The sequence below is a fragment of the Streptomyces sp. NPDC006602 genome, from assembly GCF_042870385.1.
GTDB lineage: Bacteria > Actinomycetota > Actinomycetes > Streptomycetales > Streptomycetaceae > Streptomyces.
In genome coordinates, this window is record NZ_JBIAHG010000001.1 from 718,735 (window position 1) to 738,314 (window position 19,580).

At 72.4% G+C, this 19,580-nt stretch carries 19 protein-coding genes; 9 read left to right on the forward strand and 10 right to left on the reverse strand.

The window, feature by feature from the left end:
* Nucleotides 1–64 precede the first annotated feature (64 nt).
* Nucleotides 65–847 (forward strand): peroxide stress protein YaaA, encoded by a 783-nt coding sequence (yaaA, locus tag ACFYO2_RS03295; protein WP_388343288.1) that lies wholly within the window; start codon nucleotides 65–67, stop codon nucleotides 845–847.
* A gap of 72 nt (nucleotides 848–919) precedes the next feature.
* Nucleotides 920–1,561, forward strand: coding sequence for a bifunctional 4-hydroxy-2-oxoglutarate aldolase/2-dehydro-3-deoxy-phosphogluconate aldolase (locus ACFYO2_RS03300; RefSeq protein ID WP_388343291.1), 642 nt, complete (start codon nucleotides 920–922; stop codon nucleotides 1,559–1,561).
* Here the strand turns inward: ACFYO2_RS03300 and ACFYO2_RS03305 are convergent.
* The 3 genes from ACFYO2_RS03305 to ACFYO2_RS03315 are packed head-to-tail and all read right to left on the reverse strand — an operon-like array spanning nucleotide 1,536 to nucleotide 4,658.
* Nucleotides 1,536–2,969, reverse strand: a complete 1,434-nt coding sequence (locus ACFYO2_RS03305) for a bifunctional RNase H/acid phosphatase (protein WP_388343294.1) — start codon at nucleotides 2,967–2,969, stop codon at nucleotides 1,536–1,538. The two genes, ACFYO2_RS03300 and ACFYO2_RS03305, sit on opposite strands and share 26 nt — an antisense overlap.
* Nucleotides 2,970–3,000: 31 nt before the next feature.
* Nucleotides 3,001–3,744, reverse strand: coding sequence for a zinc ribbon domain-containing protein (locus ACFYO2_RS03310; RefSeq protein ID WP_388343975.1), 744 nt, complete (start codon nucleotides 3,742–3,744; stop codon nucleotides 3,001–3,003).
* Nucleotides 3,741–4,658, reverse strand: coding sequence for a Nif3-like dinuclear metal center hexameric protein (locus ACFYO2_RS03315; protein ID WP_388343297.1), 918 nt, complete (start codon nucleotides 4,656–4,658; stop codon nucleotides 3,741–3,743). Before ACFYO2_RS03315 ends, ACFYO2_RS03310 begins: the two co-directional genes overlap by 4 nt.
* Nucleotides 4,659–4,913: 255 nt before the next feature.
* Between ACFYO2_RS03315 and ACFYO2_RS03320 the strand changes: the two genes are divergently transcribed.
* Together ACFYO2_RS03320 and ACFYO2_RS03325 are read left to right on the forward strand one after the other, a co-directional pair.
* On the forward strand, nucleotides 4,914–6,119 hold the full coding sequence (locus ACFYO2_RS03320; protein WP_388343300.1) for a hypothetical protein: 1,206 nt from the start codon (nucleotides 4,914–4,916) through the stop codon (nucleotides 6,117–6,119).
* Nucleotides 6,120–6,218: 99 nt separating this feature from the next.
* On the forward strand, nucleotides 6,219–6,383 hold the full coding sequence (locus ACFYO2_RS03325; RefSeq protein ID WP_388343303.1) for a hypothetical protein: 165 nt from the start codon (nucleotides 6,219–6,221) through the stop codon (nucleotides 6,381–6,383).
* A 67-nt stretch (nucleotides 6,384–6,450) separates the two neighbouring features.
* Here ACFYO2_RS03325 and ACFYO2_RS03330 read toward each other — a convergent pair whose 3' ends face one another.
* Genes ACFYO2_RS03330 through ACFYO2_RS03340 form a run of 3 tightly spaced genes read right to left on the reverse strand, consistent with a single transcriptional unit; the run spans nucleotide 6,451 to nucleotide 9,430 of the window.
* Nucleotides 6,451–7,389, reverse strand: a complete 939-nt coding sequence (locus ACFYO2_RS03330) for a 3-oxoacyl-ACP reductase (protein WP_388343305.1) — start codon at nucleotides 7,387–7,389, stop codon at nucleotides 6,451–6,453.
* Between the two features lie 9 nt (nucleotides 7,390–7,398).
* Nucleotides 7,399–8,475 carry a Zn-dependent alcohol dehydrogenase gene (locus ACFYO2_RS03335; RefSeq protein WP_388343308.1) on the reverse strand — a complete coding sequence of 359 codons (1,077 nt, stop codon included), beginning with the start codon at nucleotides 8,473–8,475 and terminating at the stop codon, nucleotides 7,399–7,401.
* 43 nt (nucleotides 8,476–8,518) lie between these two features.
* Nucleotides 8,519–9,430, reverse strand: a complete 912-nt coding sequence (locus ACFYO2_RS03340) for a MaoC/PaaZ C-terminal domain-containing protein (protein WP_388343311.1) — start codon at nucleotides 9,428–9,430, stop codon at nucleotides 8,519–8,521.
* Between the two features lie 269 nt (nucleotides 9,431–9,699).
* Here ACFYO2_RS03340 and ACFYO2_RS03345 point away from each other — a divergent pair, with 269 nt between their 5' ends.
* Complete coding sequence (locus ACFYO2_RS03345) at nucleotides 9,700–11,094, forward strand: histidine kinase (protein ID WP_388343314.1); 1,395 nt, start codon at nucleotides 9,700–9,702, stop codon at nucleotides 11,092–11,094.
* 128 nt (nucleotides 11,095–11,222) lie between these two features.
* Nucleotides 11,223–11,855, forward strand: coding sequence for a response regulator (locus tag ACFYO2_RS03350; RefSeq protein WP_388343977.1), 633 nt, complete (start codon nucleotides 11,223–11,225; stop codon nucleotides 11,853–11,855).
* A 20-nt stretch (nucleotides 11,856–11,875) separates the two neighbouring features.
* Here the strand turns inward: ACFYO2_RS03350 and ACFYO2_RS03355 are convergent, their stop codons facing one another.
* From ACFYO2_RS03355 to ACFYO2_RS03370, 4 genes are all read right to left on the reverse strand, one after another.
* Nucleotides 11,876–12,634, reverse strand: a complete 759-nt coding sequence (locus ACFYO2_RS03355; protein ID WP_388343316.1) for a class I SAM-dependent methyltransferase — start codon at nucleotides 12,632–12,634, stop codon at nucleotides 11,876–11,878.
* 247 nt (nucleotides 12,635–12,881) lie between these two features.
* Nucleotides 12,882–13,700, reverse strand: coding sequence for a hypothetical protein (locus ACFYO2_RS03360; RefSeq protein WP_388343319.1), 819 nt, complete (start codon nucleotides 13,698–13,700; stop codon nucleotides 12,882–12,884).
* Nucleotides 13,700–14,242 carry a SigE family RNA polymerase sigma factor gene (locus ACFYO2_RS03365; RefSeq protein WP_388343321.1) on the reverse strand — a complete coding sequence of 181 codons (543 nt, stop codon included), beginning with the start codon at nucleotides 14,240–14,242 and terminating at the stop codon, nucleotides 13,700–13,702. The genes ACFYO2_RS03360 and ACFYO2_RS03365 overlap by 1 nt, the downstream gene beginning before the upstream one ends.
* A gap of 51 nt (nucleotides 14,243–14,293) precedes the next feature.
* A complete protein-coding gene (locus tag ACFYO2_RS03370; RefSeq protein WP_388343323.1) occupies nucleotides 14,294–15,715 on the reverse strand; it encodes an MFS transporter in 1,422 nt (473 codons plus the stop codon).
* A 258-nt stretch (nucleotides 15,716–15,973) separates the two neighbouring features.
* Here ACFYO2_RS03370 and ACFYO2_RS03375 point away from each other — a divergent pair, with 258 nt between their 5' ends.
* The 3 genes from ACFYO2_RS03375 (at nucleotide 15,974) to ACFYO2_RS03385 (ending at nucleotide 19,555) form a co-directional block, all read left to right on the forward strand.
* Nucleotides 15,974–17,716 (forward strand): MFS transporter, encoded by a 1,743-nt coding sequence (locus ACFYO2_RS03375; protein ID WP_388343326.1) that lies wholly within the window; start codon nucleotides 15,974–15,976, stop codon nucleotides 17,714–17,716.
* A gap of 137 nt (nucleotides 17,717–17,853) precedes the next feature.
* Nucleotides 17,854–18,504, forward strand: coding sequence for a class I SAM-dependent methyltransferase (locus ACFYO2_RS03380; protein ID WP_388343329.1), 651 nt, complete (start codon nucleotides 17,854–17,856; stop codon nucleotides 18,502–18,504).
* A gap of 76 nt (nucleotides 18,505–18,580) precedes the next feature.
* Nucleotides 18,581–19,555 carry an N-acetylmuramoyl-L-alanine amidase gene (locus ACFYO2_RS03385; protein ID WP_388343331.1) on the forward strand — a complete coding sequence of 325 codons (975 nt, stop codon included), beginning with the start codon at nucleotides 18,581–18,583 and terminating at the stop codon, nucleotides 19,553–19,555.
* Nucleotides 19,556–19,580: the final 25 nt, after the last annotated feature.

Here is a 19,580-nt window from a genome sequence, read left to right on the forward strand (position 1 = left end):
GGCGATGGTCGCCTGGTGGCACGCCGTACGCTGTCTCGGAGCTCAACCGAAGGAGATCGATCCCGTGCTTGTCCTGCTGCCGCCCTCCGAAGGCAAGGCGTCCTCCGGCCGCGGCGCCCCCTTGAAGCTGGAGTCGCTGTCGCTGCCGGGGCTCACCGAGGCCCGTGCGGCCGTGCTCGACGAGCTGGTCGAGCTGTGTGTCGGCGACGAGGACAAGGCGTGCGCGGTGCTCGGGCTGAGCGAGGGGCTGCGGGGCGAGGTCGCGAAGAACGCGGAGCTGCGGACGGCGGGGGCGCGGCCCGCCGGGGAGATCTACACGGGTGTGCTGTACGACGCGCTCGGCCTGGCGTCCCTGGACGCTGCCGCGAAGAGGCGCGCCGCGCGATCGTTGCTCGTCTTCTCCGGGCTGTGGGGCGCGGTTCGCGTGACCGACCGTATCCCTTCGTACCGCTGCTCGATGGGCGTGAGGCTGCCGGGGATCGGGGCGCTGGGCGCGCACTGGCGTACGCCGATGGCGTCGGCGCTTCCCGAGGCGGCCGGGGGCGGGCTGGTGCTGGACCTGCGGTCCTCGGCGTATGCGGCCGCGTGGAAGCCGAAGGGCGAGGTCGCCGGGCGGACGGCGACGGTACGGGTGCTGCACGCGCCGACCCGGAAGGTCGTCAGCCACTTCAACAAGGCGACGAAGGGCCGGATCGTCCGGAGTCTGTTGTCGGCCGGGATCGCGCCCAAGGGTCCGGCGGAGCTGGTGACGGCGCTGCGGGACCTCGGGTACGAGGTGGAGGCGGTGGCGCCCGCCAAGGCGGGGACGGCTTGGGCGCTGGATGTGCTGGTGGACGAGGTTCACTGAGCCGCTCCAAGATGTATTGCAGCATGTGCAACGAGCTTTGCGCATGCTGCATGACGAGGGCAGGATGAGGCCATGGCCCCCTCGCTCCTGGACCTTGCCCCCGTCGTGCCCGTCGTCGTCATCGAGGACGCCTCCGACGCCGTGCCGCTCGCCCGGGCGCTGGTCGCCGGCGGGCTGCCCGCGATCGAGGTGACGCTGCGGACGCCCGCCGGGCTGGACGCGATCCGGGCGATCGCCGGGGAGGTACCGGACGCGGTGGTCGGCGCGGGGACGGTGCTGACGCCGGAGCAGGTGACGGAGTCGGTGGCGGCGGGGGCGCGTTTTCTGGTCAGCCCGGGCTGGACGGACGTACTGCTGGAGGCGATGCGCACGTCCGGGGTGCCGTTTCTGCCGGGGGTGTCGACCACGTCCGAGGTGGTGGCGCTGTTGGAGCGTGGCGTGCGGGAGATGAAGTTCTTCCCGGCGCAGGCGGCGGGCGGGACGGCGTATCTGCGGTCGCTGGCGGGGCCGTTGCCGCAGGCCCGGTTCTGTCCGACGGGCGGGATCGGTCCGGCCAACGCGCCCGAGTACCTGGCGCTTCCCAACGTGGGCTGTGTGGGCGGTACGTGGATGCTCCCGGACGACGCGATCGCCGACCGGGACTGGGCCCGGATCGAGGCGCTGGCCCGCGCGGCGGCGGGCCTCCGCGTCAGCGCAGGTGGGACGTGTCGTTGAGGAGCCGGACGCTGGCGTTGCCGTCGGCGTAGTACGCCACCGCCGACAGGGAGGCCGCCGACAGTTCCATGCGGAACAGGGACTCGGGCGGGGCGCCGAGGGCGAGCCGTACGAACGTCTTGATCGGCGTGACGTGGGTCACCAGCAGGACCGTGCGGCCCGCGTACGCCGCGACGAGCTTGTCCCGGGTGGCGGCGATCCGGGTGGCGGTGGCCGCGAAGCTCTCGCCGCCGCCGGTGGGTTCGGCCTCCGGGTCGGCCAGCCACTTGGTCAGGTCGTCCGGGAAGCGCTCGCGCACCTCGCCGAAGGTGAGGCCCTCCCAGGCACCGAAGTCGGTCTCGCGCAGCCCGTCCTCGACGGTCACCTCGAGGCCGAGGCGTGCGGCGACCGCGGCCGCGGTCTCCCGGGTGCGGGTGAGGGGCGAGACGACGATGTCCTGAATCGTGCCGCGCCGGGCGAGCGCCGCGGCGACCCTCTCGGCCTGCTCCCGCCCGACGTCGGAGAGGGACGGATCGCTGCCGCCGCTGCCGGAGAACCGCTTCTGGGGGGTCAGGGGCGTCTCCCCGTGCCTCAGGAGAACGAAGGTCGCGGGCGCTCCCATGTCGGCCGCCCCCCACCCCGGCGACGCCACGGCCCGCGCGGCGCGCACATCGGCGTCGGCCTTCGCGGCTCCGCCGCCGACAGACTCCGCCGTAGGCTCCGCCGCTCCGCGGCGGGAAGAACCGGGCGTAGGAGAAGAAGAAGGAGAAGAAGAAGCCTCAGCGGACGCCGCCGTCCCGACCGCAGTGGACGCCGCCGTCCCAGCCGCAGCGGTCGCCGCCGCCCCACCCACGCCGGTCGCCGCCGTGTCCCGCCCGCCCGCCATGGCCGCACGCGCACGCGCCGCACCCGCAGCCGCGTCCCCCGGCGGGCCCGTCGGCTCAGGAGCCGCCGCACGCGCCGCCCTCGCCGCGCGCGCGTCCAGCTCGGCCGTGGATGCCGCGGCCGACCACTGCTCCCCCCGCTTGCCCGCGTCCATCGCCTCGTTGGCCAGCCGGTCCGCGTGCTTGTTCTGCTCCCGGGGGATCCACTCGTACGTCACCTGGGAAGCCGGAAACACCTGCGCCGCCTCCGCCGCCAGTGGCTTCATGCCGGGGTGCTTGATCTTCCAGCGGCCGGACATCTGCTCGACGACGAGCTTGGAGTCCATGCGGACGTGGATCCGGGCGGTCGGGTCGAGTTCGTGGGCGGCACGGAGGCCCGCCACGAGGCCGCGGTACTCGGCCACGTTGTTCGTGGTGATGCCGAGGTACTCGGCCGCCTCGGCGAGGGTCTCCCCCGTCGCCGCGTCGACCACCACGGATCCGTAGCCCGCGGGCCCCGGGTTGCCCCGTGACCCGCCGTCCGCCTCGACGATGAACTCCCGCACGCCCAAAGCCCCTTACCGAATTACCGTGGCCCTAGAGACCCGACTCGGACGTCCGCACCAGGATGCGGCCGCAGTTCTCGCAGCGGACGACCGTGTCGGGCGCCGCCGCACGGACCTCGTTGAAGTCGGTGATCGCCAGCTCCTGGCGGCAGCCCTGGCAGGTGCGCTGGTACAGCTTGGCCGCGCCGACGCCGCCCTGCTGGGCGCGCAGCTTGTCGTAGAGCTTCAGGAGATCCGCGGGGATGGAGCCGGCGATGACCTCGCGCTCCTTCGTCGCCGTCGCCGCCTCGGCGTCGAGGGACTCGAAGGCCGCGTCCCGGCGGGCGGTGGCGTCGTCGATCTTCGACTCGACGGAGGCGACCCGCTCGGTCAGCTCGGCGGCCCGCTCCTGCGCGGACTCCCGGCGCTCCATGATTTCGAGGACGACGTCCTCCAGGTCGCCCTGGCGCTTGGCGAGGGAGACGATCTCCCGCTGGAGGTTCTCCAGGTCCTTCGGCGAGGTGACCGCGCCGGAGTCCAGGCGCTGCTGGTCGCGGGAGGCGCGCTGGCGCACCTGGTCCACGTCCTGCTCGGCCTTGATCTGCTCGCGGGCGGTGTCGCTCTCCTCGGTCTGCGCGGCGACGAGGAGGTCGCGCAGCTGGGTCAGGTCCTTGGTCAGCGACTCGATCTCGGCGTGCTCGGGCAGCGACCTCCGCTTGTGCGCGAGCTGCTGGAGACGGACGTCGAGGTCCTGGAGGTCGAGCAGGCGAATCTGGTCGGCGGGCGCGGCGTTCAGTTGGGGGCTCCCAGTGTTTCGGTGGAAGAAGAGGGGGCGCGCGAAGCGCTCGTTGGAGGGGTGGTGGCGGGCGACGGGTGGGCGGGCGCCGCGTGGGCGGTCCAGGGGTCGGTGACCGTCTTGGAGACGTGGACGCGGAGGTCCCATCCCTTGCGGTCGGAAATCTCGTCGAGCTGGGCGGCGGCCAGCTCGCACCAGGGCCATTCGGTGGCCCAGTGCGCCGCGTCGAGCAGCGCGAGGGGACTGTGGGCGTGATCCGCCATGAACTCGGACGCCGGGTGGTGGCGCAGGTCCGCGGTGAGGAAGGCGTCGACGCCGGCCGCGCGGACGTCGTCGAACAGGCTGTCGCCGGAGCCGCCGCTCACGGCGACCGTGCGGACCACGGCCTCGGGGTCGCCGGCCACGCGGATGCCCTGCGCGGTCGCGGGCAGGCGTTCGGCGGCGCGGGCGGCGAAGTCCCGCAAGGACAGCGGGTGGTCGAGTTCGCAGATCCGGCCGAGGCCCCGGCGGCCGTCGGGGTCGGTGGGGTCCGGCACCAGGGGGCGTACGACGCGAAGGTCGAGCGCGCCGGCGAGGGCGTCGGAGACGCCCGGGTCCGCCTTGTCCGCGTTGGTGTGGGCGACGTGCAGCGCGATGTCGTTCTTGATCAGCGTGTGCACGACGCGGCCCTTGAAGGTGGAGGCCGCGACCGTCGTCGTGCCGCGCAGATAGAGGGGGTGGTGGGTGACCAGCAGGTCGGCGCCCAGCTTCAGCGCCTCGTCGACGATCCCCTGGACCGGGTCGACGGCGAAGAGGACCCGCGTGACCTCCTGGTCGGGGTCGCCCACGACGGTGCCGACCGCGTCCCAGGACTCGGCCCGCGCGGCGGGCCACAGGTTCTCCAGCGCGGTGATGACTTCAGACAGACGGGGCACGGGGAAAGGCTACCTGGCTGTTCTCCCCTGCTGAACCGGCGACCGCACCAGCGACGGCACCGGACACCGCACCAGGCAGGCACCGGGCACCGGGCCGGACACCGGGCCGCGTCTCGCCGCTCGCCCCGCCAGCACAGTCGCCCCGGATTCCTCAGGAGAATCGTTCCTGGGCCATCCCTTTGTGTGAAGTGACCGCCTGCCGGTCCCACGTTCGTGCGTATAAAAACTAGCTTCGTCGCTGGAGGTGACCAGACGATGACGGTCTGTGCGATCGAGCCCGCGGCGGACGACTCGGATGGTGCCGCGCGGCCGGAGTGCACCATCACGGCGGACGGCGCCTATGCGGCCCGCCTCACGCTGGACGGCGACTCCTGGTACCCGGAGCGCTGGACGCTGGACGGCCCCGAACCGTACGCGGTGCCGCTGCCCGGCAACCAGCCCGAGGAGCCCGGCACCGAGGTGCAGCCGATGGGCGACGGACGGGTCCTCATCCGGCGGTCGGCGGACGGACGGCATTTCTTCTCGCTGCTGTACCCGACCGACCCCGGCACCGGCGAGCTGCCGCTGGGCGCGGTGGAGTGCCCGGGCGAGGGCACCCGTCTGCGGCTGCTGCCCCCCGCGCCGGGGGGCGACAAGGCGTACGCCCTCGCCGTGGCCCGGCACTCCAGCGCGGTGTGGCTGGTGGCGGGCGGCGCCTTCGGTCCCGAGCACCTCGCCGAGATCCCGGGGCGCTGTGCGGGCGGGGTGTGGCTGGACGCTGCGGGACGGATGCTGGCCCTTGACCGGGAGGTCGGCGGCCGGACGAAGGCCGTCGTGGTCGACCTGGAGCGCGGCGGCGAGGTCTCGCCGCTGCTCCAGATCGCCGCGGACAGCGACGACCGGCTGCTGCTCGCCGACCCGGACAGCGGACTGCTGCTGATCCGCTCCGATGCGCCCTCCCCGGGGCAGGACCGGCTGGGCTGGGGGGTGCTGGGCAGCACGCTTCCGGTGCGCTTCCCGGAGTGCCTGCGGGTGCCCGACTGCACGGTCACGCCGTTCGCGATCCAGCCCGGGCAGATGCTGATGCCGGAGAGCTGCGCGGTGGCGCTGCGGCTCGACGGTCAGGTCGGCAGCTGGGTCGGCGTGTGGCGGCCCGCCCAGCGCCGGATGGACCATCTCCCGGCACCCGAGGGGTGGTTGGCGGGGGCGGGCCGGTGGACCGGGGACGGGGTGCTCCACCTGCCGTACTCGACGGCCGAGGCGCCGTGCGGGGTGGCGCGGGTGACGGCGCCCTCGGGGGACGCGGGGGACGCGGGGGACGCGGGGGCGGCGGGCCCGGTCCGGGACGGAACGGCTACGGGGCCCGGGTCGGACACGGCGTCGGACGAGCCGGAGGAACCGGACCCGGATCCTGCGGCCCTCGGCGCGCCCCGTCCTGTGCCGCTTCAGGAAGCGCCGTTGGGGCGTCTTGTAACGAAGTAGTGGCGGTTCGCGTGGCCGCCTGGATTCGGGCCGCGGGCGCCCGGTTAAACTCGCCCGGCTGTGAGCAAAAGATCATGTTGACGGGGTGAGTTCCTTCCGATGAGTGACGCCAGCAAGAACCAGCACACTGCCGACGTCCAGGAGTCCACCGGCCACGGCCGGCACCGGGGTCCGGTCTCGGTACAGCACGACAGCGAAACGGCTCAGACGGTCCCCCGCGGCCGTCACCGCAAGCCGGTCGAGCAGACCGAGTCGGCAGCCTGAGCTACGACCTGAACGACGTACGGCCCCGCCCCTCGCGTGAACGTGAAGGGGCGGGGCCGTTCCGCGTCTACTCCCGTTTCAGGCCCAGCACTTCGGCCGCCGCGAACGTCTCCCCGTCCGGCCGTTCCGTGTAGTGCGGCGTGAGCAGCGCGTCCAACTCGTCGTACGTGAAAGTCTCCTGCTTGCTGTCGAACTTCGCGGCCACACGCGGTCGTTCGACGATCGCCACCATGCCGCCGTGTACGACGATCAGCTGGCCGTTGACCCGGGCGGCAGCAGGCGAGGCCAAGTACCCGACGAGCGGGGCGACATGCTCGGGGGCGAGCGGGTCCAGGGCGTCGGCGGGGCGCTCGAGACCGGCGAAGACGTCCTCGGTCATCCGGGTGCGGGCGCGCGGGCAGATGGCGTTGGCGGTGACGCCGTACTTGGCGAGTGCGAGGGCCGTCGACGTGGTGAGACCGACGATTCCCCCTTTCGCCGCCGCGTAGTTGGGCTGTCCGGCGGATCCCGCGAGGAACGCCTCCGACGACGTGTTCACGATCCGCCCGTACACCGGCCGACCGGCCGCCTTGGACCGCTCGCGCCAGTGCACGGCCGCGAAGTGGGTGGTGTTGAAGTGGCCCTTGAGGTGGACGCGGATCACCGCGTCCCACTCGTCCTCGGTCATGGAGAAGATCATGCGGTCGCGCAGGATGCCGGCGTTGTTGACCAGGATGTCCAGTCGGCCGAACTCGCCGGTCGCCGACTCGACCAGTTCCCCGGCCTGTCGGAAGTCGGAGACGTCCCCGGTGTGGGCGAGCGCCCTGCCGCCCGCCGCGCGGATCTCGGCGGCGACCTCCTCGGCGGGACCGGCCGACGCCTCGCCCGAGCCGTCCCGGCCGGGCTGCCCGTAGTCGTTGACGACGACGGCCGCGCCGAGCCGGGCCAGTTCCAGCGCCTCGGCCCGGCCGAGGCCGCGACCCGCGCCGGTGACGATCGCGGAGAGTCCCTCGAGAGGCAGTGGCATCAGGGGGCCTCAGATCTCGATGCAGGTGCGGAGGGCCGTCCCCGTCCGCATCTGGTCGAGTGCCTCGTTGATCTCGCTCAGCGGCACCCGGTGGGTGATCAGGCCGTCCAGGTCGACGCGGCCGGCCCGCCACAGGGCGATGGTCCGCTCGTAGGAACGCAGGACGTCCCCGCCGCCGTACATGGACGGCAGGATCCGCTTCTCGTCGAAGAACAGCTCGAACATGTTGAGCTGGAGGAAGTCGTCCATGGCGCCCGCGCCGACGACGACCAGGGTGCCACCGCGCCGGGTCGTGTCGTACGCCGTGCGGGCGGTGGCGGAACGGCCGACGACCTCGAAGACGTAGTCGAAGCCCTCACCGGCGGTGACCTGCTGTTTGGCGTCGGCCAGCTCGTCGGGCGAGACGGCCCTGGTCGCGCCGAACTTGAGCGCGGACTCGCGGCGCGAGGCGACCGGGTCGACCGCGACGATCTCGGCGGCGCCCTTGAGGCGCGCGCCCTGGATGGCGGAGATGCCGACCCCGCCGCAGCCGATGACGGCGACCGACGAACCGGCCTCCACGTCCGCGGTGTTGAGGGCGGCGCCCAGGCCCGTGGTCACCCCGCAGCCGATGAGCGCGGCGATGTCGAAGGGAACGTCGTCGGGTATCGGCACCGCGCAGCCGGCGTCGACCACGACCTCCTCGGCGAAGGTGCCGGTACCGGCGAAGCCGAAGAGATCACCGCCGGGGCGCCGGAAGTTGGGGGTGCCCGCGTTCATGAACCCGGCCAGGCACAGTTCGGTCTGGCCGCGCTTGCAGGCGGGACAGACGCCGCAGGCGGGCAGCCAGCAGACGACGACCCGGTCGCCGGGCTTCAAGTGGCTGACACCCTCGCCCACTTCGAGGATCTCCCCCGCGCCCTCGTGCCCGGGCACGAACGGCGCCGGCTGCGGCAGTACGCCGCCCATCGCGGACAGGTCCGAGTGGCACAGCCCGGTGGCCCGCACCCGGATCCTCGCCCTGCCGGGGCCGAAACCCACCGCCTCGACGTCGTCGAGGACCTCCAGCTTGTCCTGGCCGATCTCGTGCAGTACGGCTGCGCGCATGGTGCGGCTCCCCTCAAAGCTGGCTGACTCAGGAGTGGCTGACTCAGGAGTGTTGGACGATGGTGTCGGCGAGGACGGGCGCGTCATCCCGCTCGACGGCACTCACGGCCACGCGGATCTCGCCGTCCCGTCGCCACATGCGGATCCGCAGCGTCTCCCCCGGGTACACGACCCCGGCGAACCGGGTGGCGTACCCGCGCACCCGGGTCACGTCCCCGCCCAGGAGCGTGTCGACGACCGCCTTGAGCGTGATGCCGTAGGTGCACAGTCCGTGCAGGATGGGCCGTTCGAACCCGGCGACCTTGGCGAACTCCGGGTCGGCGTGCAGCGGGTTCCAGTCGCCGGAGAGGCGGTAGAGGAGGGCCTGGTCCTCGCGGATCGGCCGCTCGACGATCCGGTCGGGCTCGCCGTCGACCGGTTCGGTGGGGGTCCCCCCGCTCGAGCGGAGCCGAGAGTGGGGGAGGGCGGAGGGGCCGCGGTCGCCGCCCCAGCCGCCTTCCCCTCGTACGAAGATCTGGGCGTCGTTGGTCCACAGCGGGCCGTGGGCGTCGGCGACCTCGGTGCGCATCACCAGGACGGCCGCCTTGCCCTTGTCGTACACGGCGGCGATGCGGGAGGTCGCGGTGGCCCTGCCCTCGACGGGGAGGGGGCGGTGGATCTCCAGGCTCTGGCCGCCGTGCAGGACACGGGCCAGGTCGACCTCGACGCCGGGCATGGACAGACCGCTGATCACCCCGGGCGAGCCGGCACCCGCGACGGTGGCGAAGCTCGGCAGGACGTGCAGCCGGGACTCCAGGGTGTAGCGCAGTTCGTCGGGGTCCGTGGCGGGGCTGTGCTTGTCAGGATTCGCGGCCGCGCCGATGCCGAGGTGGTAGAGCTGGACGTCCTTGGCATTCCAGGCGATCTCGCCGGAACGAGGCTCGGCCGCCAGGGCCTTGGCTGCGTCGATGGGCATGGGGCTCCCTGCTCCTGAGGGCTCAGAGACCTCGGTACGGCCGTCCGCACCGTCGGCCGCACCGAGGTCGACACGGGGCCGACCTAGAACGCGTTCCAGTCCGGCGACCCCTGTATAGCCCAGCGGTCGGCACTTGTGAAGGCTCCTGACGGGGTGTCAGGTCGGGGATCGGCGAGGGGATCGGCGAGCGGTATCCATGACATTTGTCCTGCCACGGTCCGTACAAGCGCATCTGCCGGGCGGGCCGTCCGGTGCGTAGCGTCGTGGTCATGCCTGACAACAAGGTCCGACGCAAGGCAGAGTGCAAGGCCGCCCGGAAGGCCGGCCTGGTTTCCGAGCACCGAGGCCCGGCCCCCAGCGGCTTCACCCTGCTGCCCTGGCTGCTGCTGGGAATGGGCTCCCTCTCCAACCTCTTCCAGGGCGAGGCCTCGAACCCCTGGATCGGCGGCCTCGGTCTGCTCACCTTCAACTCCCTCTACGTCTACGTGGCGTTCCGCGCGTTCCTGAAGGAGACACGGGAGGCCACCTCGACGCGGGTGGCGCTGGTGCTGATGGGCCTGGTGACCTGCGCTCTGGCCATCGGGTACGGCGGCAACTGGCTGCTGTTCTTCCCCCTGCTCGGCCTCGCGACGGGCGCCGTCGTGCGGATGCCGCAGCTGCGCTGGGCCGGCGCGGTCGTGGCCGTACTCGCCGGCGCGGTGTCCGTCACCCGCGAGGGCTGGGGCGGCCTCGACACCGCGTACGCGACCTGGATCTCGACGATGGTGACGGCGGCGATCCTCTCCCTCTCCGAAGCCGTACGGGAGCTGACCGCGGCCCGCGAGCAGCTGGCCCGGCGTGCCGTCGAGGAGGAGCGGCTGCGCTTCTCCCGCGATCTGCACGACCTGCTCGGGCACACCATGTCGGTGATCGTGGTGAAGGCGGAGGCGGCCCGCCGGCTGGCCGACCGCGACCTGACGGCGGCGCTGGACCAGATCACCGACATCGAGTCCGTCGGCCGGCAGGCGCTGACCGAGATCCGCGAGGCGGTGACCGGCTACCGCGAGGGCAGCCTCGGTACCGAACTCGACCGGGCCCGCTCGGTGCTGCCGGCCGCGGGCATCGAACCCGTGGTCCTCCGCTGCGGCCCGCCCCTCGCCGCCCAGACCGAGGTGCTGCTGGGCTGGGTGGTCCGCGAGGCGGTGACCAACGCCGTACGGCACAGCGGGGCGACGCGGTGCGAGATCGCCGTGGAGAGCACGCCGGAACGGGCTCGCCTGCGCATCACGGACGACGGCCGCGGGTCGTCCGCCTCCGTCTCCGTGTCCGCCTCAGGGGAACCACTCGCCGCCGCCCCGCGGATCGGCGGCACGGGGCTGAAGGGGCTGAGGGAGCGGCTCGCTGCGGCGGGCGGGTCGTTGGAGGCGGGTCCTGGTCCGGGTTCGGGTTCGGGTTCGGGGGCGGGGGCGCGGGGCGGGTTCGTGGTGACGGCGGAACTGCCGGTGGGTTCGGCGGTACTGCGGGTGGGTTCGGCGGTACCGCCGGTGGATTCGGCGGTACCGCCGGTGGATTCGGCGGTACCGCCGGTGGATTCGGCGGTACCGCCGGTGGATTCGGCGGTACCGCCGGTGGATTCGGCGGAGTTGACGGGGACGGTCGGCGAGGGGCGTACGTCGGCCCCATGACCGTCCGGCGCGGCGGGCGCCTCATCCCTGAGCCGGTAGAACCGCCGCAGGTCGCGGTCGACATACAGCCGCTGCCGCCGTGCAGGTCCCGGCCGCCCCCCGAGCCCTACCCTTAGGTGGTGAACGAGATGCCGCGCGACCACCGGGCCGCCAGATCCATCAGGGTCCTGCTCGCCGAGGACCAGGGGATGCTGCGCGGGGCACTCGCCCTTTTGCTCGGGATGGAGGCGGACATCGAGGTCGTGGCCCAGGTGGCGGCCGGTGACGCCATCGTGGACGCGGCTCTGACGCACCGCCCCGACGTGGCCCTCCTCGACATCGAACTGCCCGGGATGAGCGGCCTGGACGCCGCCGCCCGACTCCGCGACGAGGCACCCGACTGCCGCGTGCTGATCCTCACCACCTTCGGCCGGCCCGGCTACCTTCGCCGGGCCATGGAGGCCGGAGCCGCGGGCTTCCTCGTCAAGGACGGCCCTGTGGAGGACCTCGCCGCCGCGATCCGCCGCGTACTGACCGGCGAGACCGTCATCGACCCGGCGCTCGCCGCGGCCGCACTCAGCGCAGGCCCCAACCCCCTCACGGCCCGCGAGTGCGACGTCCTCAACGCCTCGACGGACGGCGCGACGGTCGCCGACATCGCCACCAAGCTCCACCTCTCGGAGTCCACGGTCCGCAACTACCTCTCCTCCGCCATCGGCAAGACAGGCACCCGCAACCGCACGGAGGCGCTGCGGGAGGCCCGGCAGCAGGGGTGGCTGTAGGGGTCGCTCCAGGACCCCGATCAGGTCGGGTCGAGGGTCTTACTCCCGTTCGACTCCCGTCTGAACAACGCCGTCCAAAGAAAGTCCTCCCCGAAGTACGGGGACTCGGCCGGTTCGTCGTGCATGCGGCGGAGTTCGACCTCCGTGAGTTCCGAGAAGATCCGGCGCAGGGACTCGGGCGTGTAGGCGAGACCGCCCTGCAGACCCGCCTGACGGTAGAAGTCGGCGTCGGACAGCTCCGATCCCATTCCTCCGGCCGCGAAGCAGGTGAGGGCGAAGTGGCCGCCGGGCGCCAGGATCCGGTCGAGGAGGTCCAGGTAACTGACACGCCGGTGCGGCGGCAGGTGGTGGAAGCAGCCGGAGTCGTACACGAGGTCGTACGGTCCCGCCAGTTCCGTACCGGCGAGGGCGAAGGCGTCCCCGCGGTGGAACCGGGCTCCGGCCCCCGCCTCGCGAGCCCGCTCCTGCGCCCGGGCGATGGCCGCCGACGACAGGTCCACGGCGTCCACCTCGAAGCCGCGCGCCGCGAGGTGAAGCGTGTTGCGGCCGAGACCACACCCCAGGTCGAGGGCGCGGCCGCTGGGGAGGAGGCCACGGTCGAGGTACGACACCAGGTTCTCGTCCGGCTTCGACACGAAGAACGGCACTGGCCTGGACGGGTCCGCGTAGAAACCGTCCCACCAGGATGCGCCCCGGTCCGTCCACCGGTCGGCGTCCGGTGCGAACAGTCCGTCCAGGAGCCTGAGTACGTCGTCAACGGTGCGAATGTTCCGGTCCATCCGGGCCCCCTTCCGAGTCCGGGGATCGTAGCTTCGGGCAGGCGGAAAGCCCAGGTGAGCGGGTGCGGGTGGGGGTTCGGTGGATGCCGTCAGCCGGTGTGTGCGGGGCCGGCGCGGGAGCCCATGGGCCGCCACTCCAGGGTCGGGGGGAAATGCCTGCGGCACCCTGTGCGAGGGCCTACAGGCACCGTTCCCGGTGACGCCGACGGAAGCTTTTCCCGGCTCCCCGCCCTCGCCTCCCCTCCCCCTACTTCGTCACCTTCACCGACTTGAAGGCCGTGCCCTCGGGCGCTAGGCACGCGAACCAGCCGTCCGGGGAGCCCTCGGCCGACCTGATGCCCTGCGGGAGCACGTTGTCGACATGGGTGTTCGCCGCGACCCTGTGCAGGTCGGTGCTCGTGCCGTCCTTCCAGTAGCAGGTGACCTGTTGGGCGGTCTTGGCGATCCGGCCGATCACGAGGCGCGAGTCCTTCGAGCCGGGCTTCAGCCCGATGGCGCCGGCGTCCAGGTCCGTGCCCGCCTGGGTGCCCCCCTTGGGCACCGCGTTCTCCATCACGACCGCACTCTCCTCGCCGTAGCTGCGGTTCACGAAGTAGGCGCTCTTGCCGACCAGGTCGGAGGCCGTGCTTACGTCCGGGGGCCACTCCTTGTACTCGCTCATCGCGGTCAACTGCGCCTGTGCCTGCGCCTCGTCGCGCGGCGCGTCCCACACGTCGACGAAGACCCGCCAGTCCCTTCCGCCCTCGATCCCGGTCGCCAGTTCGGTGCGGTGCGGCTTGTACTCGAACGTGTCCGGCAGTCGCGTCGTCGGCTGCGTGGCCGCCGGCTGCCCGCCGTGGCCGTCCCCGCCCGCCAGCCCCGCGAGGGCCATCGTCCCCGTCGACCCGACGATCGCCACGGCCGCCGCCGTCGCCACCGCCCAGCGCCGCGCCCTGCGCCGTCTGCCGCCGCGGATCATCGCCTGAGTGGGGGCTATGCCGACCTCGACCCCGTCCGCGGCGTCGGCCAGCAGGAGGGTGATGTCCCTGTCCGTCATGTCGTGGCCCGCTTCCCGGTTCGCGCTCATCACTTACGCCCTCCCCCGCTCGTCACCATGTCCGCCAGTCCCGGTATGGCGCGGAGCTTCGCGATCCCCTTGGCGCCGTTGCTCTTCACCGCGCCGACGGAACAGCCCATGGCCTGAGCCGTCTGTGTCTCGGTGAGGTCCTCCCAGTACCGCAGGACCACCGCCTCCCGCTGCCGCGCCGGCAGTTGGGCCAGCGCCTTCAGCAAGGCGTTGCGGTCGTCGGCCTGGGCGATGCGGTCACCGGTGTCGGCCACCTCGCGCACCAGGCCCGAATCGTCCTTCGGCGCCAGGAACTCCCGCAGTCTTCTGCGGTGTTTGCGCGCGTGGGCGTTGATCATCACGCGCCGTACATACGCCTCCGGGTCGTCCGCCGAGCCGACCCTGCGCCAGGCCACATAGACCTTCTCGAGCGTCGACTGGACCAGGTCCTCCGCGGCGTGCTGCTCCCCCGTGAGGAGAAATGCCGTCCCCATCAGCCGTGGCCAGCGGCCGATGACGAAGCTCTGGAACTCCGTGTCCCGAGCCTGCTTGCGATCCCCCATGGGCACCTCCTAGATGTCTGAAGGAGTCCATGGGCGGTCGGAACCGTTGCCTCACTTCGCGGGAATTCTCCGCGGCAGCCACACCCACATCAGCACCGCACCAGCGAGCAGCACCCCGGTCCCCGTACGAAACACCAGCGCGTACCCCTCCGTCAGCGCCCCCGGCGTAGCGCTCCCCGCCGTGCGCGCCGCCGCGATCGTCGACATGACGGCGAGCCCCAGTGAACCGCCCATGGTGCGCGAGGTGTTGATCAGCCCCGACACCAGCCCGGCCTCTCCCGGCGCGGCCCCCGACGTGGCGAGCGCGGCGAGCGGGGTCGCCGTCAGCCCGGCGCCCAGCATCATCAGGATCCCGGGGAACATGATCTCGGTCAGGTACGCCCCCTCGGGCGTCATCGCCGACTGCCAGCCGAAGCCCACCGCCGCCACCACCGTCCCGAGCGTGGCGACGTTGCGCGCGCCGAGCACCGGCATGAAGCGGGGCGCCGCCTTGGAGCCGAGGAGCACGGCGAGGGAGCTCGGCACCAGCGCCAGGCCGGCCTCCAGGGGCGTGTAGCCGAGCACGTTCTGCGTGTACAGCGTCATGAAGAACCACATGCAGAACATCGCGGAGCCGCACAGGAACATCGCGGCGTTCGCCGACGACACGGCCCGCACCCGGAACAGTCCGAGCGGAATCAGCGGGGCCGCCGTACGCGCCTCGACGACCAGGAAGAGCGCGATCAGGGCAAGGCCGGCGGCCAGCGGCACGACCGTAACCGGCGCCGTCCACCCCTCGCCCTCCGTCTGCGAGATCCCGTACGCGAGGGTGGCGAGCCCCGCCGTGACCAGCACCGCGCCCGGCAGGTCGAGCCGCCGCCCGTCCCCGTTCCGGCTCTCCGCCAACCACCTCGTGGCTCCGGCGAGCACCACCGCCCCGACGGGCACGTTGATCAGCAGAACCCACCGCCACGACAGCCCGTCCACGAGCGCCCCGCCGACGAGCCCGCCCGCGGCCCCGCCGCCCGCGCCCACCGCCGTCCAGGTCGCGATGGCCCGCGCCCGCGCCGCCCCCTCCGGCACGGCGGACGTGAGGATGGTGAGCGTCGACGGCGCGAGCACCGCCGCCCCCAGCCCCTGCACGGCCCGCGCCACCAGCAGCTCCGGACCCTCCTGCGCGAGCCCGCCGCCCAACGAGGCCAGCGTGAACAGGGCGAGCCCGACCAGGAACATCCGCTTGCGCCCGTACAGGTCCCCGGCCCGCCCGCCGAGCAGCATGAACCCGGCGAAGGCGATGACGTAGGCGTTGACGACCCACTGGAGCCCCTGCTCGCTCAGCCCCAGGTCGGTCCGCATCGACGGCAGTGCCACGTTCACGACGGACACGTCGAGCACGACCAGGAACTGTCCGGCACACGCGAGCGCCACGACCAGCCAGGTCGGCGGCGCGATGCGGCGGCGGGACATGCGGGTGACGTCAGCGGCTCCGAGCATGCCTGTCATGTTCTCAACCGGCAGACGGTCCTTGCATCGGGATTTCGACCTAGGCCCCGCCGCGCAGGCCGTCCATCCGAGCCCCCTTCCTCAAGACCGGGGCTACTTCCCCAAGAGAAGATAAAGAAATCGTTAGTGAGCCAAAGCACCGGAATAGTTGCCCAGGCGGACGGGGTTCACTGTGCACGTATCCCGCGTACGCACCCGCCACATATCCGCACGGAACCACCTGACTCGCCGGCCCGGAGGCCCCACCCCATGACGCACACGTCGACCGACCAGCCCGTACGCAGAGCGAGCGGGGCCGTCGTCCCGGTGCTCGCCTTCGCCGGCATCGTGGTCGCGGTGATGCAGACCCTGCTCGTCCCGGTCATCAAGGACCTGCCGCAGCTGCTGGACACCCAGCCGAGCAACGCCACCTGGGTGCTGACCTCGACCCTGCTCTCCGGCGCCGTCGCCACGCCGATCATGGGCCGCCTCGGCGACCTCTACGGCAAGCGGCGCATGCTGATCTTCAGCCTCTCGGTGATGGTGGTCGGCGCCCTGGTGAGCGCCCTCACCAGCGAGCTGCTCACGATGATCGCGGGCCGTACGCTCCAGGGCTTCGCGATGGGTGCCATACCGCTCGGCATCGGCCTGATGCGCGACATGCTGCCCCGCGAGAAGCTCGGCTCGGCGATGGCCCTGATGAGCTCCTCGATCGGCGTCGGCGGCGGCCTCGCCCTGCCCGCCGCGGCCCTGGTCGCGCAGCACGCCGACTGGCACGTCCTCTTCTACGGCGCCGCCGGCGTCGGCGCCCTGGCCATCGCGCTCACCCTCCTCGTCGTACCCGAGTCGCCGCTGCGCGCCAAGGGCACCTTCGACGTCCTGGGCGCGATCGGCCTCTCCGCCGGCCTCGTCCTCTTCCTCCTGCCGATCACCAAGGGCAGCGACTGGGGCTGGACGTCCGCGACCACGCTCGGCCTGTTCGGCGCGTCCGCCGTCGTACTCCTCCTGTGGGGCGTGATGGAGCTGCGCGTCAAGGCTCCCCTGGTGGACCTGCGCACCACGGCCCGCCCGGCGGTGCTCTTCACCAACCTCGCCTCGATCATGGTCGGCGTCTCGTTCTACGTCGTCTCGCTGGTCCTTCCCCAGCTCCTCCAGCTGCCCAAGTCCACCGGCTACGGCCTCGGCCAGTCCATGGTCGTCGCCGGCCTGCTCGTGGCACCGCTCGGCCTGACCATGATGGTCACGGCCCCCGTCTACGCCCGACTGTCCGCCAAGTACGGCCCCAAGGTCACCCTGATCCTCGGCATGCTGATCATCGCGATCGGCTACGGCGCCGGCCTCGGCCTGATGAGCGCCGCCTGGCAGAGCCTCGTCATCGCGGTCGTCCTCGGCGCGGGCATCGGTCTCGCCTACTCCTCCCTGCCCGCGCTGATCGTCGGCGCGGTCCCGGCCTCGGAGACGGGCGCGGCGAACGGCCTGAACACCCTGATGCGTTCCATCGGTACGTCGGTCTCCAGCGCCGTCATCGGCATGGTCCTCGCCAACACCGCGAACGACGTGAACGGTGTCGCGATCCCGACCATGCACGGCTTCCGCGTCTCCTTCCTGATCGCGACGGGCGCGGTGGCGATCGGCCTCCTGATGGCCCTTCTCCTGCCCCGCAACCGCCCGGCGACCAAGCCGCAGCTGCGCGCGAGCAGCGAGGAGGACGCGGTGCTCGAGCGCGCCGAGGAGGTCCTGCGCGGCTTCCGGGGCCGGGTCCTGGACGCCACGGGCACTCCCGTGGCCCGCGCCAAGGTCACCCTGATCGACCACCGCGGCCGCCAGGCGGGCGCGACCCTCTCCTCCGGGGACGGCACCTACACCCTCGCCGTCCCCGCCCAGGGCGCCTACGTCCTGGCCGCCCGCGCCACCGGCCACGGCCCGCTGGCCTCGGCCGCGACCCACGCGGGCGACGACCGGCCGGTGGACCTGGACCTGGCGCTGCCGGGCGAGAAGGTCGTCACCCCCTGACGCCCCGACCCGGTGAACAAGCTAGACATCTCCGACGCACCCTGACGCATCCCCGCCGTACCCCCTGGTCGCCCGCCGACCAGGGGGTACGGCAGCATGGGGCGCCCAGAGACTCGTACGACCGGAAGGCCCCGCCCATGACCGCGGCACCCAAGCCCGAGATCCTGGCCGCCTTCGAGGCCGCGAAGGGGTTCATGCCCGCCGGTGAGGGCCTCGCCCTGTACGCGGCGGCCGTCCAGGCGGGGAGTCTCGGGCTGCCGCTCCTCGAGGTCGGAACGTACTGCGGGCGCTCCACGATCCTGCTCGCCGACGCGGCCCGCGAGGCCGGGGTCGTCGCGCTGACGGTCGACCACCACCGGGGCAGCGAGGAGCAGCAGCCGGGCTGGCAGTACCACGACCCGGAGACGGTTGACGCGGAGATCGGCCTGATGGACACCCTGCCGACCTTCCGCCGCACGCTGCACCGCGCCGGACTGGAGGAGCACGTCGTGGCCCTGGTCGGCCGCTCGCCGCAGGTCGCGAAGGTCTGGGGCACCCCCCTCGGGCTGGTGTTCATCGACGGCGGCCACACCGACGAGCACGCGAACGCCGACTATGAGGGCTGGGCGCCCCATGTCGCCGAGGGCGGCCTGCTCGTCATCCACGACGTGTTCCCGGACCCGGCCGACGAGTTCACCGGCCAGGCCCCGTACCGCGTGTACCTGCGGGCCCTCGCCTCCGGCGCCTTCAGGGAGGTCTCGGCGACGGACTCGCTGCGGGTACTGCGGCGGACGGGCGCCGGGATCTGATCCCTCGGCCGCGGCACGTCGCGGGGTCGCGCGGGGCTCCCCGCGGAGCACGTGGCGGGACCGTAAGGTGACTGTCGTGTCGTACGTAGGCCCGGACTTCGAACCTTCCCAGCCCCGCCGCCCCAGGCGCGGCCCCGTGACCGTCGCGGTCGCCGCGCTCGTGCCGGGCGCGTTGCTCGGATGGGTGGCGTACGAGGCGGTGGGCGGATCCGACGGAGGATCGGCGGGGGCGGTCGGCACGCCCGCGTCGTCGAGCGCCTTGGCCTCCCCGAAGACATCCGCGCCGACGACCTCCGCCGCCGACGACGCCAAGCAGCCGAGCCCGAACCCGGCCTCCACCGCCTCGGCACCCGCCGCCTCCGCGCCCGCCGCCTCCGGCCCCCTCAAGGGCAAGGTGATCGTCATCGACCCCGGCCACAATCCGGGCAACTTCCAGCACACGGCCGAGATCAACCGCAAGGTGAACATCGGCACGAGCTGGAAGGAGTGCGACACGACGGGCACGTCCACCAACTCCGGGTACCAAGAAGCCAAGTTCAGCCTCGACGTCGCCCACCGGATGCGCACACTGCTCCAAGAGCAGGGCGCCACGGTGAAGCTGACCCAGGACGGCGACCGGCCCTACGGCCCCTGCGTGGACGAGCGTGCCCGGATCGGCAACACCGCGCGCGCGGACGCCGTCGTCTCGGTCCACGCGGACGGTTCGGCGGCCGGCAACCGCGGCTTCCACGTCATCCTGCCGGGCAGCGTGCACGCGGGCGCCGCCGACACCCGCCCGATCGTCGCCCCCTCCCGTCAGCTCGGCGAGCGCATCGCGGGCAACTTCGTACGCGTCACGGGCAGCGCGCCCTCCAACTACATCGGCGACGGCACCGGACTCGACACCCGCACGGACCTGGGCGGTCTCAATCTGTCAACGGTTCCCAAGGTGTTCATCGAGTGCGGCAACATGCGCGATAGCAAGGACGCGGCGCTGCTGACCAGTGGTGCCTGGCGGCAGAAGGCGGCGCAAGGGATCTCTGAGGGATTGGTGAGTTTCTTGCGCGGGTAGCGATCAGCGTGCTGATCCGGGCGGA

Bases quoted from the DNA above. Each gene is read 5' to 3' on its own strand.
- ACFYO2_RS03300 (WP_388343291.1), top strand. From the start codon at position 920: ATGGCCCCCTCGCTCCTGGACCTTGCCCCCGTCGTGCCCGTCGTCGTC.
- ACFYO2_RS03320 (WP_388343300.1), top strand. From the start codon at position 4,914: ATGACGGTCTGTGCGATCGAGCCCGCGGCGGACGACTCGGATGGTGCC.
- ACFYO2_RS03325 (WP_388343303.1), top strand. From the start codon at position 6,219: ATGAGTGACGCCAGCAAGAACCAGCACACTGCCGACGTCCAGGAGTCC.
- ACFYO2_RS03330 (WP_388343305.1), bottom strand. From the start codon at position 7,389: ATGCCACTGCCTCTCGAGGGACTCTCCGCGATCGTCACCGGCGCGGGT.
- ACFYO2_RS03335 (WP_388343308.1), bottom strand. From the start codon at position 8,475: ATGCGCGCAGCCGTACTGCACGAGATCGGCCAGGACAAGCTGGAGGTC.
- ACFYO2_RS03340 (WP_388343311.1), bottom strand. From the start codon at position 9,430: ATGCCCATCGACGCAGCCAAGGCCCTGGCGGCCGAGCCTCGTTCCGGC.
- ACFYO2_RS03345 (WP_388343314.1), top strand. From the start codon at position 9,700: ATGCCTGACAACAAGGTCCGACGCAAGGCAGAGTGCAAGGCCGCCCGG.
- ACFYO2_RS03350 (WP_388343977.1), top strand. From the start codon at position 11,223: ATGCCGCGCGACCACCGGGCCGCCAGATCCATCAGGGTCCTGCTCGCC.
- ACFYO2_RS03355 (WP_388343316.1), bottom strand. From the start codon at position 12,634: ATGGACCGGAACATTCGCACCGTTGACGACGTACTCAGGCTCCTGGAC.
- ACFYO2_RS03360 (WP_388343319.1), bottom strand. From the start codon at position 13,700: ATGAGCGCGAACCGGGAAGCGGGCCACGACATGACGGACAGGGACATC.
- ACFYO2_RS03365 (WP_388343321.1), bottom strand. From the start codon at position 14,242: ATGGGGGATCGCAAGCAGGCTCGGGACACGGAGTTCCAGAGCTTCGTC.
- ACFYO2_RS03370 (WP_388343323.1), bottom strand. From the start codon at position 15,715: ATGCTCGGAGCCGCTGACGTCACCCGCATGTCCCGCCGCCGCATCGCG.
- ACFYO2_RS03375 (WP_388343326.1), top strand. From the start codon at position 15,974: ATGACGCACACGTCGACCGACCAGCCCGTACGCAGAGCGAGCGGGGCC.
- ACFYO2_RS03380 (WP_388343329.1), top strand. From the start codon at position 17,854: ATGACCGCGGCACCCAAGCCCGAGATCCTGGCCGCCTTCGAGGCCGCG.